Genomic DNA, 13,502 nt, shown 5'->3' with positions numbered 1-13,502 from the left:
ACGCCAAGATCCGCGCGTTCATCACCGGCTGGAACGACCGCAAACACCCCTTCGTCTGGACAAAGACCGCAGACGACATCCTCAAGAAAGCCAACCGTCAGAAGACTTCAAACGCAGCGCACTAGTAGTATGTCGAGATGCAGCGAACATGTCATAGACCGCGCTTGTATGAAACATAAACCGGACGTTATGCCGGTGCGTTTGGCGATTATTCAGAGTTATGGACTGGAGTACGGTTGCCGTACCGGTGGCGGCACACGTGTGCGCACACGTGCTTAGAGCTCCGTCCTGGCCGAGGTGCCGAGCCGCGCGTTCCCCATCGGGCGAGTTGATTGGCTGTCCTTGTCGAGGGTGTCCGCAGTCTTGGGCGCACCGGACCACCTTGAGCGCCTGGCAACCCGCCCACGTGATGCCGCCCTTGGCACGAGGTGATGCTGAGACCATCCCCTACATGGGCTTTTTAAACAGGCTGACCGATGCCTTTGGCAGCGACAAACCCAGCGCTAACCTGGCCGACCTGGGGGGTGCGCAATGGGATGGTGCTAAGTGGACAGTCGATGGCGTCCCCGTGACGTATCGAGTGACCTGGAAGACCTACGACGGTGAAGATCACGAGCGCGAGTTCACCGACATTGATCAGGGTTACTCCTTCTACGAGGACATGCAGAAGGGTGCGAGCGCTTACAGAGTGACGTGGGAGCACGTGCCGCACTGATTCCCTCGACGACGTGCCCGTCTCCTCGCCGTCTCAAGGACGAGCTGCAGACTGAAGCTGATAGAGAGTGAAGAACGATGACTCGTCACGACCTCCAACGGCTGGGCCCTGTCGGTCTCCAGGACTTCGTCGCGGCCGTGGCGCTTAACGCGCTGGGATCCCAGGTGCGCCCGATGGGCTCGGGGAAGGACGGCGGCCGGGACCTGCTCGCCGATGGCCGCCTGAAGTGGAGTGCCGGATCTGACGATCAGAACGCAGAGGTCTGGGAGGGAACGACTGTCTTCCAGGTCAAGAATAAGGAGACGCTCGAGGGCACCACCAAAGACCAAGCCTGGTTCCAGAAGCAGGTGCTGGGCGAGCTAAAGGCGTGGGCCGACCCTGACTCCGGCCGGCGCGAGGTTCCCGACTACCTGGTATTCGCCACAAACGTGCGCCTGACCCCCGTTCCCGGCAGCGGCGGGTTCGATGCGATCACCGACAAGATCAATGAGTATCTCCGCAGCCTCAACGACGAGGCGGCCGAGCAGAACCTGGCAAAGTCGCGCGTGGCCGCAGCGCGCAAGCACCGTCACGCCCGCCGCGACCGGATGCACGGGCTGCGCAAGTTCAAGATCTGGGACGGCAACCAGCTTGATGGGTACCTCGACGCGTTCGAGGGGATCCGACGTAACTTCGATGCCTTCCTGACCGCCGGAGACGTCCTAGCTGACCTGTCGTGGCTGTCCGACAAGGTCGACCCGGAGCACCTCGGATCCGTGCTGCGTGACCATGCCCGTCACGCTTTGCTGTCCGAGCGGCGGATCTACTTCGATGAAGCTGGTAGCCCGGGCTCCAAAGGTGTTCCAGTCGAGGACGTCGTCATCGATCTGCCCGCCCTAGCCAGCGACCCACCCAAGCTCGTACCCGTACCCGTGATTCGCTACGTGATGGAGCGAGGGGAACACCTGCTGCGTCCCCGCTTGACGACGATAGACAGGCCGCGACACGTCATCGTCACCGGTGCACCGGGTAACGGCAAGTCCACGGTTGCGAAGTTCCTGACACACGCGTACCGGTCGGCGTTCGTCGACGAGGCCGACGAGCTAGGCGAGGAGCATGCGGCGGTAGTGGCGGCGACTAACAGCGCCTTGAGACGGCTGGATTTACGTCCGCCTGCGAACCGTCGGTGGCCAGTCAACGTAGACCTGGCAGCATTCGCAAAGGAATACGGCTTCGATGGCGGCGACAACCTGCTGCGCTGGATCTCCGAGAGACTTACTAAGCTGACATCCGCGAAAACCATCCCGCCGTGGGTGCTGCACACCTGGCTCAAGAGGTGGCCATCGATCGTCATCCTCGATGGCCTGGACGAAGTCACAGAGCCCTCCGTCCGCGCGAAGATCGTCGGCGAGATTGAGGCCCTTACAGGCACGGCAGAAACTGAGAACTGGGACGTCCTCCTGGTCGTCACCACTCGACCCACCGGCTACACCGGCGAGCTGCCCGAGACGTCTTTCGAGCGCGTCGACCTGACCGACCTGCCCGTCCAAGACGCACTGCAGTACGGCCGCGTGGTGACCGCGCTCCGAATCCCGGACGACGACGAGCGCCGAGAGCGCATCGTCTCGTCCCTGGAGCGCGCCGCGGAGGACGAGCGCACCCGCCACCTGCTGCGGACCCCGCTCCAGACCCTGATCATGTCGATCATCGCCGAGACGTCGCCTCAGATCTCGCCGAGCCGGTTCGCTCTATTTTGGGGTTACTACCTGACTGTTGAGAAGCGCGAGCAGACCAAGCAGTCGGGGCTGGCAAGGCTTCTGACAGAACACTCGCAGCTGATCCTGAAGCTGCACCGGCAGGTCGGGCTACGTCTGCAGGAACTCTCCGAGGCCGCCACGGGATTCGTCGCCGTGCTGTCCCCTGAGGAGCTGAAGGCCACCGCCTGGCAGGTGCTCCACGAGGACGAGTTCGACCTGATGGGGAAAGATGCCCACCTGCTGGACAGAATCATGCAGGCGGTGACCCACCGTCTGGTGCTGTTGGCACCGCGAGCCGACGACGGCTACGGGTTCGATGTTCGTTCGCTTCAGGAGCTGATGGCTGCCTTGGCGCTTACAACCGGATCGCTCGAGGAGACCCTTCCCCGGCTGCGCGCCATTGCACCGTCCCCGCACTGGCGCAACACGCTTCTGTTTGCCGCCGGCAGGTACTTTTTCGAACAGCAGCCACACGAGCACGAAGCGGTCAAAGATCTCGTGCTAACTCTGGACGCAGATGCCCCAACCAGGCTCGGCAGCGCCTTCCCCGTCGGCCCCGAGATCGCACCCGCGATCGTCAACGACGGCATGGTGCGCACGCCAAAACACTTCATGCCGCTGTTGGCCCACGCGCTGCAGAACTTATATGAGCCAGCTTTAGACCTCCCGAACTACACCCGAATGCTGATGGCCGCTGCCACCGAGGCCGCCGCCCGCGACCAGATCGGGGCCGCGCTGCGCTCCGCTCTCTACGGCTCTGCCGTGTCTCACTTGAATGCCGAACAGGTACGACTGCACATCCCCGAGATCGGGAGAGCCCTTGGTGTACCGGTGGAGGTGCTCGGCCTCGCCAGCGCCGGGCCTGCAGTACCGGTGCCGCCGGTAAGGAACCGCACGGCCGACTGGTCTGCGTTCAGCAACGAGCTTTACCAGTGGGATGAGCCCGACACCCATGACCGCCTACGAGTTGCGATGGAAATCCTGAAGAGGACGGAAGAGTCGCTGTGGTTCGAGGGCACCGATCTGGACGACCTGCTCCGCTTGGTCGACGACCCAGACATCGCGTTCGTCCTGGATCGGACGCTGCGTCCGCTGATCGCCGGTTCTTACGAGCTCGGGGCGGCTCTCCGCCTCGAACTGATGGCATCGATCTGGCGACGACCAGTTCAGTTCAGCGAAGAGCCGTAGGAGAAATCTGGGTTGAACCCTCGCGCACACCAACGTCGGCAAAATCCGGCAAACGTTGCGGCCCGCAGGGGCACGACTGCCAGGGTGGCCCTATGAGCGGACAGCGCGTTCGCCGGGCACTTGTTGCCGTCGTCGGGGCCTCTGTCTTGAGCGGATGCGGAACATCTCACAGTCCTACTCACCCCACGGTCGCCAGCAGGTCAACACCGGCGTCGGCATCGATTGGCATATCCGAACCACCTGCCGCCGTTTCTGGTGGCGCGGTCTCGTCAAGCACCACACCTAGGGTGTCTCTACCTACGCCTAGCTCGACTCAAGGCCAACCCGTCCCGGCGCGTGACCTGTCCGTTTGCCCCTCCGCCATCGCGGTGAGTCACGCCGTCGGCCGATCTCGGGCTGTCTCACGCTTTCTTATGTGATGTTCTCGCGCAGATTCGCGGGAGTCTGTGCGCTGATGTGTTGACGGGTAGCGGCAGGCGGTGCCGTCAGAAGCCCCTGGCGTTCAGTGGATACCCCTTCGCGTTCGACGCTGCTCGACTTCTCCCCGGAGAGGCGCGGTGTTGTGATTGGGTCCGGTTCAGGAGCGCACGAGCCGGTGGATGGCGTCGGTGGCTTCTTGGATCTTTTCTATAGCGGCCTCGTCGCTGAGCTTGGCGGCGTCGAGGACGCAGTGCTTGAGGTGGTCGTCGAGCAGTCCGGTGGCTACGCCTTGCAGGGCGCGGGTGAGGGCGCTGACCTGGGTGAGGATGTCGATGCAGTATTTCTCGTCGTCGATCATCTTGGCGATGCCGCGGGCCTGGCCTTCGATGCGCTTCATGCGGCTCAGGTAGCGGTCCTTGTCGTTGATGTAGCCGTGCTGATGGACCGGTGCGTCGAGCTCGGTACTGTCAGTGCTGGTGTCGGGACTCATAGTCGTGTCCTTCACTTCTGGTGCTCCAGGACGGAGCGGGTGCTGGCTTCGGGTGTGAGGTCGATGCGCCGCAGGAGCTGGGCGTTGAGGGCGACCACGACGGTGGAGGCCGACATCAGGATCGCGCCGACCGACATCGGCAGGACGAATCCGACCGGGGCGAGGATGCCGGCAGCCAGCGGCACGGAGATCAGGTTGTAACCCGCAGCCCACCACAGGTTCTGCTTCATCTTCCGGTACGCGGCCCTCGACAACTGGATGACCGAGAGCACCGACCGGGGGTCGGAGCTGGCCAGGATCACCCCGGCCGAGGCGATAGCGACGTCGGTGCCTGCGCCGATCGCGATGCCGACGTCTGCCTGCGCCAGGGCCGGGGCGTCGTTGACACCGTCGCCGACCATGGCGACCTTCTTGCCCTCGTGTTGCAGCTGGGCGACCTTGGCGGACTTGTCCTCTGGGCGGACGCCGGCGAAGACGCGGTCGATGCCGAGCTCTTTGCCGACCTCGTTCGCGACGGCTTCGGCGTCGCCGGTGATCATGACGACCTCGACGCCGAGGGCGTGGAGGGCGTCGACGGCATCGCGGGACTCGGGGCGGATCTCGTCGGCGAGCCTGAGGCCGCCGATCACCTGGCCGCCGCGGAGGACGTGCAGGATGATCGCGCCCTCGGAGCGCCACTGGTCCGCCGCGGCGACCTCGTGCTGGCCGGTCTCCTCCAGCAGCCTGGGGCCGCCGACGCGCACCTCCTGACCGGCGACGGTCGCGGTGACGCCGACGGCGGGTGAGGAGGAGAAGCCGCTGGCCTGTTCCAGGGCGAGGCCCTTGTCCTTGGCGGCGGTGACGATGGCCTTGGCGAGCGGGTGCTCGCTGTCGGCCTCGGCCGAGGCCGCCAGGGCGAGGACCTGGTCGGCGTCCAGCTCACCGGTCGGCTCGACGCCGGTGACGGTGGGCTCGCCCTTGGTGAGGGTGCCGGTCTTGTCGAATAGCACCGCGTCGACTTGCCGCATGGACTCCAGAGCGAGGCGGTCCTTGACCAGCACGCCACCGCGGGCGGCGCGCTCGGTGGCGATTGAGACCACCAGCGGGATTGCCAACCCCAGGGCGTGGGGGCAGGCGATGACGAGCACGGTGATGGTGCGCTCGACGGCGTCGTCGGGCATGCCGATCAGGGTCCAGACGGCCGCGGTGATCAGCGCCGCGCCGAGGGCGAACCAGAACAGCAAGGCCGCGGCCCGGTCGGCGATCCGCTGCGCGCGGGAGGAGGAGTTCTGCGCCTCGGCAACGAGCCGGTTGATGCCGGCCAGGGCGGTGTCGTCGCCGGTCGCGGTGATCTGCACCCGCACGCCGGAGTCGGTGGCAACGGTGCCGGCGGTGACGGTGTCACCCTGCCCGCGGGAGACCGGGCGGGACTCGCCGGTGATCATGGACTCGTCCATGTCAGCGCGGCCGTCGACGATGATGCCGTCGGCCGGGATGCTGCCACCAGGGCGGACGATTACCATGTCGCCCACGTTCAGGTGGGCGGGTGCCACCTTGACGATGTTCTCGCCCTCGATGCGCTCGGCCTCGTCGGGCAGCAGCGCCGCCAGGGAGTCCAGCGCCGAGGTGGTCTGCGCCAGGGACCGCATCTCGACCCAGTGGCCCAGCAGCATGATGACGATCAGCAGGGCCAGCTCCCACCAGAACTCCAGCTCGTGGTGGACGAGCCCGAGCGTTGCCGCCCAGGAGGCGAAGAAAGCGACGGTGATCGCCAGGGCGATGAGCAGCATCATCCCGGGCGTGCGGGATTTCAGTTCGCTGACGGCACCGGTGAGGAACGGCCGGCCGCCCCAGACGTACATGACGGTGCCCAGCACGGCGGCGACCCAGCCCGCCCATCCGGGAACGTCGTAGCCCAGCAGCATCGCGAACATCGGCGAGAGGGTGACCGCGGGAACGGCGATGACCAGGTTGATCCAGAACAACCGGCGGAACTGACCCACGTGGTCCCCGTGGCCGCCATGCCCGCCGTGGGCATCGTGGCCGTCGTGATCCGTCTCGTCGGCGTGCTGGCTGTGCTGCCCGTGGTCTTGGTGCCCGGCGTGCCCGGCGTGCCCGGCAGCCTGCTGGACGGGCTGCGACGTGGCGACGGCCTGGTGCTCGCCGTGCGCGTTGAGATCGTCGCCGTGGTAGTGCTGGTGCGGGTTCGGATCTGTCATCGCTGGTTCCTTCCCTCGGTCGGGTCGTGCCTCGCGCGCCGCGGACCCCGCGGCTGCCGGCTTAGGAGGCCGGTTGGATCTCACTCTGCGTGACCCACTTGTGATTGGTCATTTCCATGCCGTCGGACTCGTAGTCGACCATGTAGACGGTCTGGCCGGTGGAGGAGGCGATGGTGGCCTTCGCGCCCTTCATGCCGTCCATGTGCTCGGCCTCCAGCGTGACCTTGGTGCCGTCGGCGAGGCGCTTGTCGCCGGCGTCCCTGATCTCCTGCTGGACGACCCATTTGTGGTCGGTGACCGGGTCGCCGCCGGTGGTGGGGGTGAAGTTCACGGCGTAGGTGTAGGTGTCGTACGCGCCCGCGATCGTGGCCTTCGCGCCCTTCATGCCTTCCATGTGATCGGCGGTGAGCTTCACCTTCGTCCCGACCGGATACTTCGGGCTGGCCGCGTTCTTGATCCCTGCAGGCGCGGGCCCGCCATCCATCGGATGATCCATCCCGGCGGCACTACTGCCTGTACCACCTGATTGACCGTTGCCGTGGCCTTGGTGACTGCCGCCGCTGGGCGAGGCCTGATCACTGCCACCCGACGAGCAGCCGGCAAGGACCAGAGCTCCGCCGAGGACTCCGGCGGCCAGTGCTGTCGCGATCGGTTTCCGCATGTGTGCTCCCTGTCTACTTGAAATCGATAACCGCATACCCCTATAGGGTAATCCACAGTTGTCTCTGGGGTCTTTCACCGCCCGCGATCTGGGCTCCTGCCCGGGATTCGAGCGGGACGACGGCGTTCTCGACGACGAGTCCTGCACCGGCTCGCCTGAGTTTCAAGGCGCTGGACGACGCTCGTCGCGGCCGTCGAGACGAAATCTGCCACCTGGGGCGCCGTCGCGGTAGGGGCCGCATCCGCAGACGCCGTTCCTCCCCCCAGGGCCGGTCGAGTGGCACGCGTCGGAGGTCACCCTGGGTGGTGGACCGCGGTTTCGTGGGCCAGGTGGCTGGCGGGTTCGAGTTGGAAAGTGGAGTGTTCGACGTCGAAGTGTCCGTGCAGGCATTGCTGGACCGGGTCCAGTAGTTGCGGGGCGTGCCCGTCGGTGAAGCAGCTGTCGTCCACGACCAGGTGCGCAGACAGTGCGGGCAGGTCGGAGGTGACGGTCCACACGTGCAGGTCGTGCACGTCGCTGATGTGGTCGACCTCGAGCAGGTGGGTGCGAATGTCGGCCAGGTCTGTCCCAATCGGGGCTGCTTCGAGCAGGATGCGGCCGGAGTCACGCAATAGGCCGCGGGCGGCGTGCAGCATCAGCGCGACCACGATCAGCGAGGCGATCGCGTCGGCGCGGGTCCATCCGGTGACCAGGATGACGCCGCCGGCCACGACTGTGCCGATGAACCCGTACAGGTCGGTGAGGATGTGCTGGTAGGCGCCTTCAACGTTGAGGCTGGACCGGTTGGCCTTGGCGATCAACCAGGCTGCGGCGATGTTGACGGCCACTCCGATCAGCGCGACCGCCAGGACCGGGCCGCCTTCGACGTCCGGCGGGTGGATCAATCGGCGTATGGCCTCGACTCCCACGATGCCGGCGACGACCAGCAGGGTGATGCCGTTGATCGCGGCGGAGAGGATCTCGGCGCGTTTCCAGCCGAACGTCCACACACCCCTGGCCGGTCGGGCGGCGAGTTTCATGGCCCACAACGACCCGGCGATCGCCCCGACATCGGAGAGCATGTGCCCGGCGTCGGACAGCAACGCCAGCGAACCAGACGCGAACGCGGTGATGACCTCACCGACCATGAACAGGCCCAACAAGACCAATGCGCTGGTCAGGTAGCGGCGATCGGCATCGGCGGACACGCCGTGGGAATGCCCGCCGTGCTCGTCATGTCCGCGGGTGTCGTGATCAGTCATGCTGCAACATCCTCAAGTGATATTGGGCTCCCAGTGCTGGTCCGACGCTGGTGCGGTGCCGGTCCGACGCTGGATCGTTGGGGTGCTTCATCGTCGGCACTGCCCTGGGCCCCGGCTGGTGGAGTGTTCGGTGAGTGCGCGCAGGGCGCATCGGGTCAGGCAGCCGGCTGCCCACCAGGCGACCGCCCGGGCTCTTCGCGCCACCAGGGGGTGGTGCGAAGAGCCGGTCAGCTGCCGGGTGTTCACAGCGTGGAGCGGAATCGCTTGAGCCGCAGACTGTTGGTGACGACCGACACGGATGAGAAGGCCATGGCGGCGCCGGCGAGCATCGGGTTGAGCAGTCCGGCGGCGGCGATCGGGATGGCGATCACGTTGTACCCGAATGCCCAGAACAGGTTGCTCTTGATCACGGCGAGGGTGCGCCGGGACAACCGGATCGCGTCGCCGGCGACGCGTAGGTCGCCGCGCACGAGGGTGATGTCGCTGGCCTCGATCGCGACGTCGGTGCCGGTGCCCATTGCCAGGCCGAGGTCGGCCTGGGCCAGGGCGGCGGCGTCGTTGACGCCGTCGCCGACCATCGCGACGACCCGCCCCTGGGATTGGAGTGTGGTGACGACGTCGACCTTGTCGGCGGGCAGGACTTCGGCGAACACATCGTCGGTGTCGATGCCGACCTGGGCGGCGACGGTGTGCGCGACCCGCGTGTTGTCTCCGGTCAGCAGGATTGGGCGCAACCCGAGGCCCCGCAGGTTGGTGATGGCCTCGGTGGAGGTGTCTTTGATCTGGTCGGCCACGACCAGGACGGCACGTGGTTGCCCGTCCCAGCCGACCGCGACCGCGGTCTGACCCGCCTCTTGGGCCTGGTCGAAAGCGTCCTGCAGGTCGCCGGTGAGGTATTGCGACCATTGGGCGAGCAGTTGCGGGCGCCCGACCAGGACCGCGTGCCCGTCGACGATGCCTTGCACGCCGAGGCCTTCGATGTTGGCGAAGTCTTCGACCGTGCCCAGGTCGCCGCTTTCACGCGCCGCATCGGCGATGGCGCGGGCGATGGGGTGTTCGGAGGCGTCTTCCAAGGCCCCGGCCAGCCGCAGCACCTGCGTGGTGTCCTGCCCGTCGGCGACGTGCGTGCCGGCCAGGGTCATCTGCCCGGTGGTGACGGTGCCGGTCTTGTCCAGCACGATCGTGTCGACCGTGCGGGTCTGTTCCAGCACTTCGGGGCCCTTGATCAGGATGCCAAGTTGGGCGCCGCGGCCGGTGCCGACCATCAACGCGGTCGGGGTGGCCAGGCCGAGGGCGCACGGGCAGGCCACGATCAGCACGGCGACCATGGCGGTCAACGCTCCGGCCGCGCCGGCACCGGTGCCGAGCCAGAACCCGAACACGCCGACGGCGATCGCGATCACGATTGGGACGAAGATCCCCGAGATCCGGTCGGCGAGGCGTTGCACGGCGGCCTTACCGGTCTGGGCGTCTTCGACGAGCCGGGCCATTTGCGCCAGTTGGGTGTCGGCGCCGACCCGTGTCGCGGTGATCACCAGCCGGCCACCGGCGTTCACGGTGGCCCCGACGACGGTGTCGCCGGGGGTGACTTCGACCGGCACGGACTCACCGGTCAGCATGGACGCGTCGACGGCCGAACGGCCTTCGTCGACGACGCCGTCGGTGGCGATTTTTTCCCCGGGGCGGACCACGAAACGGTCACCGACCACCAGTTGGGCGACCGGGATCCGTTGTTCGGTGCCGTCCCGTAGCACGGCGACGTCCCGGGCGCCCATGTCGAGCAGGGCCCGCAGCGCGGCGCCGGCGGTGCGCTTGGACCGGTGTTCCAGGTACCGGCCCAGCAGGATGAACGTGACGACGCCGGCGGCGGCTTCCAGGTAGATATTGGACGTGCCGTCGGTGCGGGCGATGGTCAGTTCGAAACTGTGCCGCATCCCCGGCATCCCCGCATCGCCCCAGAACAGGGCGTACACCGACCAGGCGAACGCGGCGATCGTGCCCATCGAGACCAAGGTGTCCATCGTCGCGGTGCCGTGCCGCAGGTTGGTCCAGGCCGCCTTGTGGAACGGGAACGCACCCCACACCACCACAGGGGCGGCCAACGTCAGCGACAGCCACTGCCAGTAGGTGAACTGCCACGCCGGGACCATCGCGACCGCGATCACCGGGACCGACAGGATCGCCGAGACGACCAGGCGATTCCGCAGCGATGTCAACGCCGCGTCGGCTTCCCGGTCAGCGGTCTCGGTGGGGGCCTGCGCACCTGGGGTGGGTCGATCGGCCGGTGGCTGCGGCAGCCGGGCGCCGTACCCGGCGGATTCGACCGCCGCGACCAGGTCCTGGGTGCTGACCTGATCGCTGTGGGTGACTTTGGCCTTCTCGGTGGCGTAGTTGACGGTGGCGGTGACGCCGTCGAGCTTGTTGAGTTTGCGCTCGATCCGGTTGGCGCACGAGGCGCAGGTCATCCCGGTCAGCAGGAGCTCGACATCGGTCCCCGCCGGGACCGGCCCGGTGCCCTCAGCCGGGATCGCCCCGGTCTGTGTTGCCGTTGCCATCTGGTCCTCCTTCATGCGTTGGTTGAACGTGGTGTGTCAGTGGTTGTCGTGACCCGAACCGGTCTGCTGACCGCCGGTGTCGCCGGTCGACGCGGTGGTGCCGCGGGCGGCGTCGAGGGTGAACGGTGCGGAGTAGACCCGCCCGTCGACCTTGAAGTCCAGGAACAGGTGGTATCGGCCCGGGCTGGGTACCTCGGCACCGAATCCGATCTGCGGGCCGGGGGCGGTCGTGCCGTCACCGGGCTCGCCGTCGGGGTGGACGTGCAGGTAGGCCTGGTCACCTTCGCGCAACGCGACCAGGTGCCCGTAGGCGCCCAGGTAGGGCTGCAACGTGGTGACCGGCTTGCCGTCCTGGGTGACCTTGAAGTCCAGCATCGAGTGCTTCCCCGACACCAGCGACCCGGTCACCGTGACCGTGTACTTGCCGACAGTCGCGGTCCGCTGCGGGTCTGGTAGGGACGGGTCTCCGGGGTCACCGGGCACCAGCACGTCGCTGGCCAGCACCAGGTCGGACCCACCGGCGGGCACGAAGTCGGCGTACACCCGCCACGTGCCCGAAGTCAGGTCCAACGGGACCGACCACGTCCCGGTCGCCGCATCCAGGCGGGGGTGCACGTGCTGGAAGCCGGAGAAGTCGCGGCGGACCGCGATCAGGTGCAGGTCCTTCTCGTGCGCGGCCCGGTAGGTGGTGACCGGTTTGCCGTCCGGTCCGAGGATCTGGAACGACACGGTCTGCGTGCCGGCCTTGTACCCGGTGGCCGGCAACGACAGGCGGTACCCGCCCCGCGCCACGGCCAGGCCCTGCGGCAGTGAACTGTTCGTGTTGTCAGTCATATTCATCTGGTCACCCTCCTTAGGAGTGCTCATCGAGGAATGGGTGGAATGCTGCGCTGCCGCCGGGCCGGCATCGACCTGACCGCCGAGCAGGTAGCCACCACCGGCCAACACCACCAGCGCGGCGCCGTAGGAGCCCAGCCGGGTCGCAGTGTTCATGCCAGCGCGTACCCGGCGTCGCGCACAGCCGTCTCCACGGCGTCACGGGCGACCGGCTGGTCGGAGTCGAACGTCAAGCTGCCAGTGGCCAGATCAACCACCACGTCACGCACGCCCGGGATGTCGCTGACCTCCTCGGTCACCGATGCCACGCAGTGCCCACAGGTCATCCCGGTCACCGTGTACGCCGGCTCCTGACCGATGGTGACGGACTGGGTGTTCTGGTCGGTCGTGGTGCCGCAGTTGCAGGAAGTGCACATGAAAGCGGTCCTCTCGGGTTTCTCGTGATCGGGGTACGAGCCACAACGCTCATACCCCATGGGGGTATTCCCCAAGGTACCCTAACGGGGTATGCGGACGCAGCTGCGGGTCGACGAAAGAGCCGACTTGCCTGGGGCATGGACGGGCAAAGAAGCAACAGGACGGCAACACCGCGTTCTACCGGCTGGTCGGCGAGCACGCCTCTGACCTGGTCAGTGACGCGATCATGCAGGCCGATCACACCCTCGCGGCTGGCCGACTCTGGAGGGGCTCGTGCGGCCCGACAGCCCCGACGATCTGGCCGGGTTCTATGCCCGCGCCGACGAGTTCCGCCAGTACATCGTCGATCACGGCACCATTATCGAAACCGGCACACAGTCCTACCGGTTCGCGCACAGCCGGGCAGCGAGCTGATCCTTCGACCCCCACGTCCGAGGCACTGTTAACCTGACGACGTGTTGACCGGACAGGCCCCGAGCCGCTCCCCGAAAGGCAATCCGGCCGTCCACTGACCAGGCTCCAGCCGGCCCCGACCGGCCGAGCCCCTCCGTCGGCGATCCGAACCATCGACAGTTCCGGATCCACCCACCCACGACGGAGAAACCAATGACAGCCACGTTCAACCACACCATCATCGCCGCAAACGACCCGACGGCGTCGGCCGCGTTCTACCAGCGACTGCTCGAAGCCAACGACGCCCCCGTTTGGGGGCCTTTCGTCAACCTCCAGCTCGATGACGGCGTGCTCCTGCAGTTCGCCGATCCCGCCGTGGAATTCACACCGGTTCACATCGCCTTCTTGCTCGACGACGACCACTTCGACCGGGCATACGCACAGATCCAGGCCGACGACATCGAGCACTGGGCCGACCCCCAACGACGCAAACCGGGCCAAACCAACACCGAGCACAACGGTCGGGGACTATCCGAAATTCGGTGTTTCGGCCCTCATGGTTAGTACTGCTCTGCGGTGGGCCAGCGGCCTTCGAAGACGGTCGCGAACACGTTCAGTGCTGGCTTCCATCGCATGGTCCATCGTGCCTGT

General features: G+C 66.6%; 11 protein-coding genes and 1 pseudogene. 5 read left to right on the top strand and 7 right to left on the bottom strand.

The features are described from left to right. The 3 genes and pseudogenes from AZH51_RS05125 to AZH51_RS05115 form a co-directional block, all read left to right on the top strand. A pseudogene (locus tag AZH51_RS05125) lies at positions 1–125 on the top strand (IS630 family transposase); the annotation flags it as partial. Between the two features lie 257 nt (positions 126–382). Continuing rightward, entirely contained in the window at positions 383–715 is a 333-nt protein-coding gene (locus tag AZH51_RS05120) for a hypothetical protein (protein WP_291522008.1), read from the top strand. 77 nt (positions 716–792) lie between these two features. Next, positions 793–3,639: a hypothetical protein gene (locus AZH51_RS05115; RefSeq protein WP_291522006.1), complete on the top strand. Its 2,847-nt coding sequence runs from the start codon at positions 793–795 to the stop codon at positions 3,637–3,639. A gap of 577 nt (positions 3,640–4,216) precedes the next feature. On the opposite strand, the gene AZH51_RS05110 is transcribed toward AZH51_RS05115, so the two are convergent. From AZH51_RS05110 to AZH51_RS05080, 7 genes are all read right to left on the bottom strand, one after another. Beyond that, positions 4,217–4,549: a metal-sensitive transcriptional regulator gene (locus AZH51_RS05110; protein WP_291522004.1), complete on the bottom strand. Its 333-nt coding sequence runs from the start codon at positions 4,547–4,549 to the stop codon at positions 4,217–4,219. An 11-nt stretch (positions 4,550–4,560) separates the two neighbouring features. Beyond that, the gene (locus AZH51_RS05105; protein ID WP_291522002.1) at positions 4,561–6,747 is read right to left on the bottom strand and encodes a heavy metal translocating P-type ATPase; all 2,187 of its coding nucleotides are present in this window, start codon (positions 6,745–6,747) and stop codon (positions 4,561–4,563) included. A 61-nt stretch (positions 6,748–6,808) separates the two neighbouring features. Continuing rightward, positions 6,809–7,408, bottom strand: a complete 600-nt coding sequence (locus AZH51_RS05100; RefSeq protein WP_291522000.1) for a DUF1541 domain-containing protein — start codon at positions 7,406–7,408, stop codon at positions 6,809–6,811. Positions 7,409–7,701: 293 nt separating this feature from the next. Then, positions 7,702–8,649 (bottom strand): cation diffusion facilitator family transporter, encoded by a 948-nt coding sequence (locus AZH51_RS05095; protein ID WP_291521998.1) that lies wholly within the window; start codon positions 8,647–8,649, stop codon positions 7,702–7,704. Positions 8,650–8,891: 242 nt separating this feature from the next. Beyond that, positions 8,892–11,114, bottom strand: coding sequence for a cation-translocating P-type ATPase (locus tag AZH51_RS05090; protein ID WP_291522012.1), 2,223 nt, complete (start codon positions 11,112–11,114; stop codon positions 8,892–8,894). A 126-nt stretch (positions 11,115–11,240) separates the two neighbouring features. Next, the gene (locus tag AZH51_RS05085; RefSeq protein ID WP_291521996.1) at positions 11,241–12,197 is read right to left on the bottom strand and encodes a hypothetical protein; all 957 of its coding nucleotides are present in this window, start codon (positions 12,195–12,197) and stop codon (positions 11,241–11,243) included. Then, the gene (locus AZH51_RS05080) at positions 12,194–12,457 is read right to left on the bottom strand and encodes a heavy-metal-associated domain-containing protein (RefSeq protein WP_367188028.1); all 264 of its coding nucleotides are present in this window, start codon (positions 12,455–12,457) and stop codon (positions 12,194–12,196) included. The genes AZH51_RS05085 and AZH51_RS05080 overlap by 4 nt, the downstream gene beginning before the upstream one ends. Positions 12,458–12,731: 274 nt before the next feature. On the opposite strand from AZH51_RS05080, the gene AZH51_RS05075 reads away from it, so the two are divergent. Next, positions 12,732–12,872 (top strand): hypothetical protein, encoded by a 141-nt coding sequence (locus AZH51_RS05075; protein WP_291521994.1) that lies wholly within the window; start codon positions 12,732–12,734, stop codon positions 12,870–12,872. A gap of 192 nt (positions 12,873–13,064) precedes the next feature. Then, complete coding sequence (locus AZH51_RS05070; protein ID WP_291521992.1) at positions 13,065–13,415, top strand: VOC family protein; 351 nt, start codon at positions 13,065–13,067, stop codon at positions 13,413–13,415. Positions 13,416–13,502 lie beyond the last annotated feature (87 nt).

The organism is Branchiibius sp. NY16-3462-2, assembly GCF_001594145.1.
GTDB lineage: Bacteria > Actinomycetota > Actinomycetes > Actinomycetales > Dermatophilaceae > Branchiibius.
This window is presented reverse-complemented; position numbering and strand designations above follow the sequence as displayed.

What these genes read in the sequence shown, in the direction of transcription:
- AZH51_RS05115 (WP_291522006.1), top strand. Translation starts at nt 793, where the DNA reads ATGACTCGTCACGACCTCCAACGGCTGGGCCCTGTCGGTCTCCAGGAC.
- AZH51_RS05110 (WP_291522004.1), bottom strand. Translation starts at nt 4,549, where the DNA reads ATGAGTCCCGACACCAGCACTGACAGTACCGAGCTCGACGCACCGGTC.
- AZH51_RS05105 (WP_291522002.1), bottom strand. Translation starts at nt 6,747, where the DNA reads ATGACAGATCCGAACCCGCACCAGCACTACCACGGCGACGATCTCAAC.
- AZH51_RS05100 (WP_291522000.1), bottom strand. Translation starts at nt 7,408, where the DNA reads ATGCGGAAACCGATCGCGACAGCACTGGCCGCCGGAGTCCTCGGCGGA.
- AZH51_RS05095 (WP_291521998.1), bottom strand. Translation starts at nt 8,649, where the DNA reads ATGACTGATCACGACACCCGCGGACATGACGAGCACGGCGGGCATTCC.
- AZH51_RS05090 (WP_291522012.1), bottom strand. Translation starts at nt 11,114, where the DNA reads ATGACCTGCGCCTCGTGCGCCAACCGGATCGAGCGCAAACTCAACAAG.
- AZH51_RS05085 (WP_291521996.1), bottom strand. Translation starts at nt 12,197, where the DNA reads ATGAACACTGCGACCCGGCTGGGCTCCTACGGCGCCGCGCTGGTGGTG.
- AZH51_RS05080 (WP_367188028.1), bottom strand. Translation starts at nt 12,457, where the DNA reads ATGTGCACTTCCTGCAACTGCGGCACCACGACCGACCAGAACACCCAG.
- AZH51_RS05070 (WP_291521992.1), top strand. Translation starts at nt 13,065, where the DNA reads ATGACAGCCACGTTCAACCACACCATCATCGCCGCAAACGACCCGACG.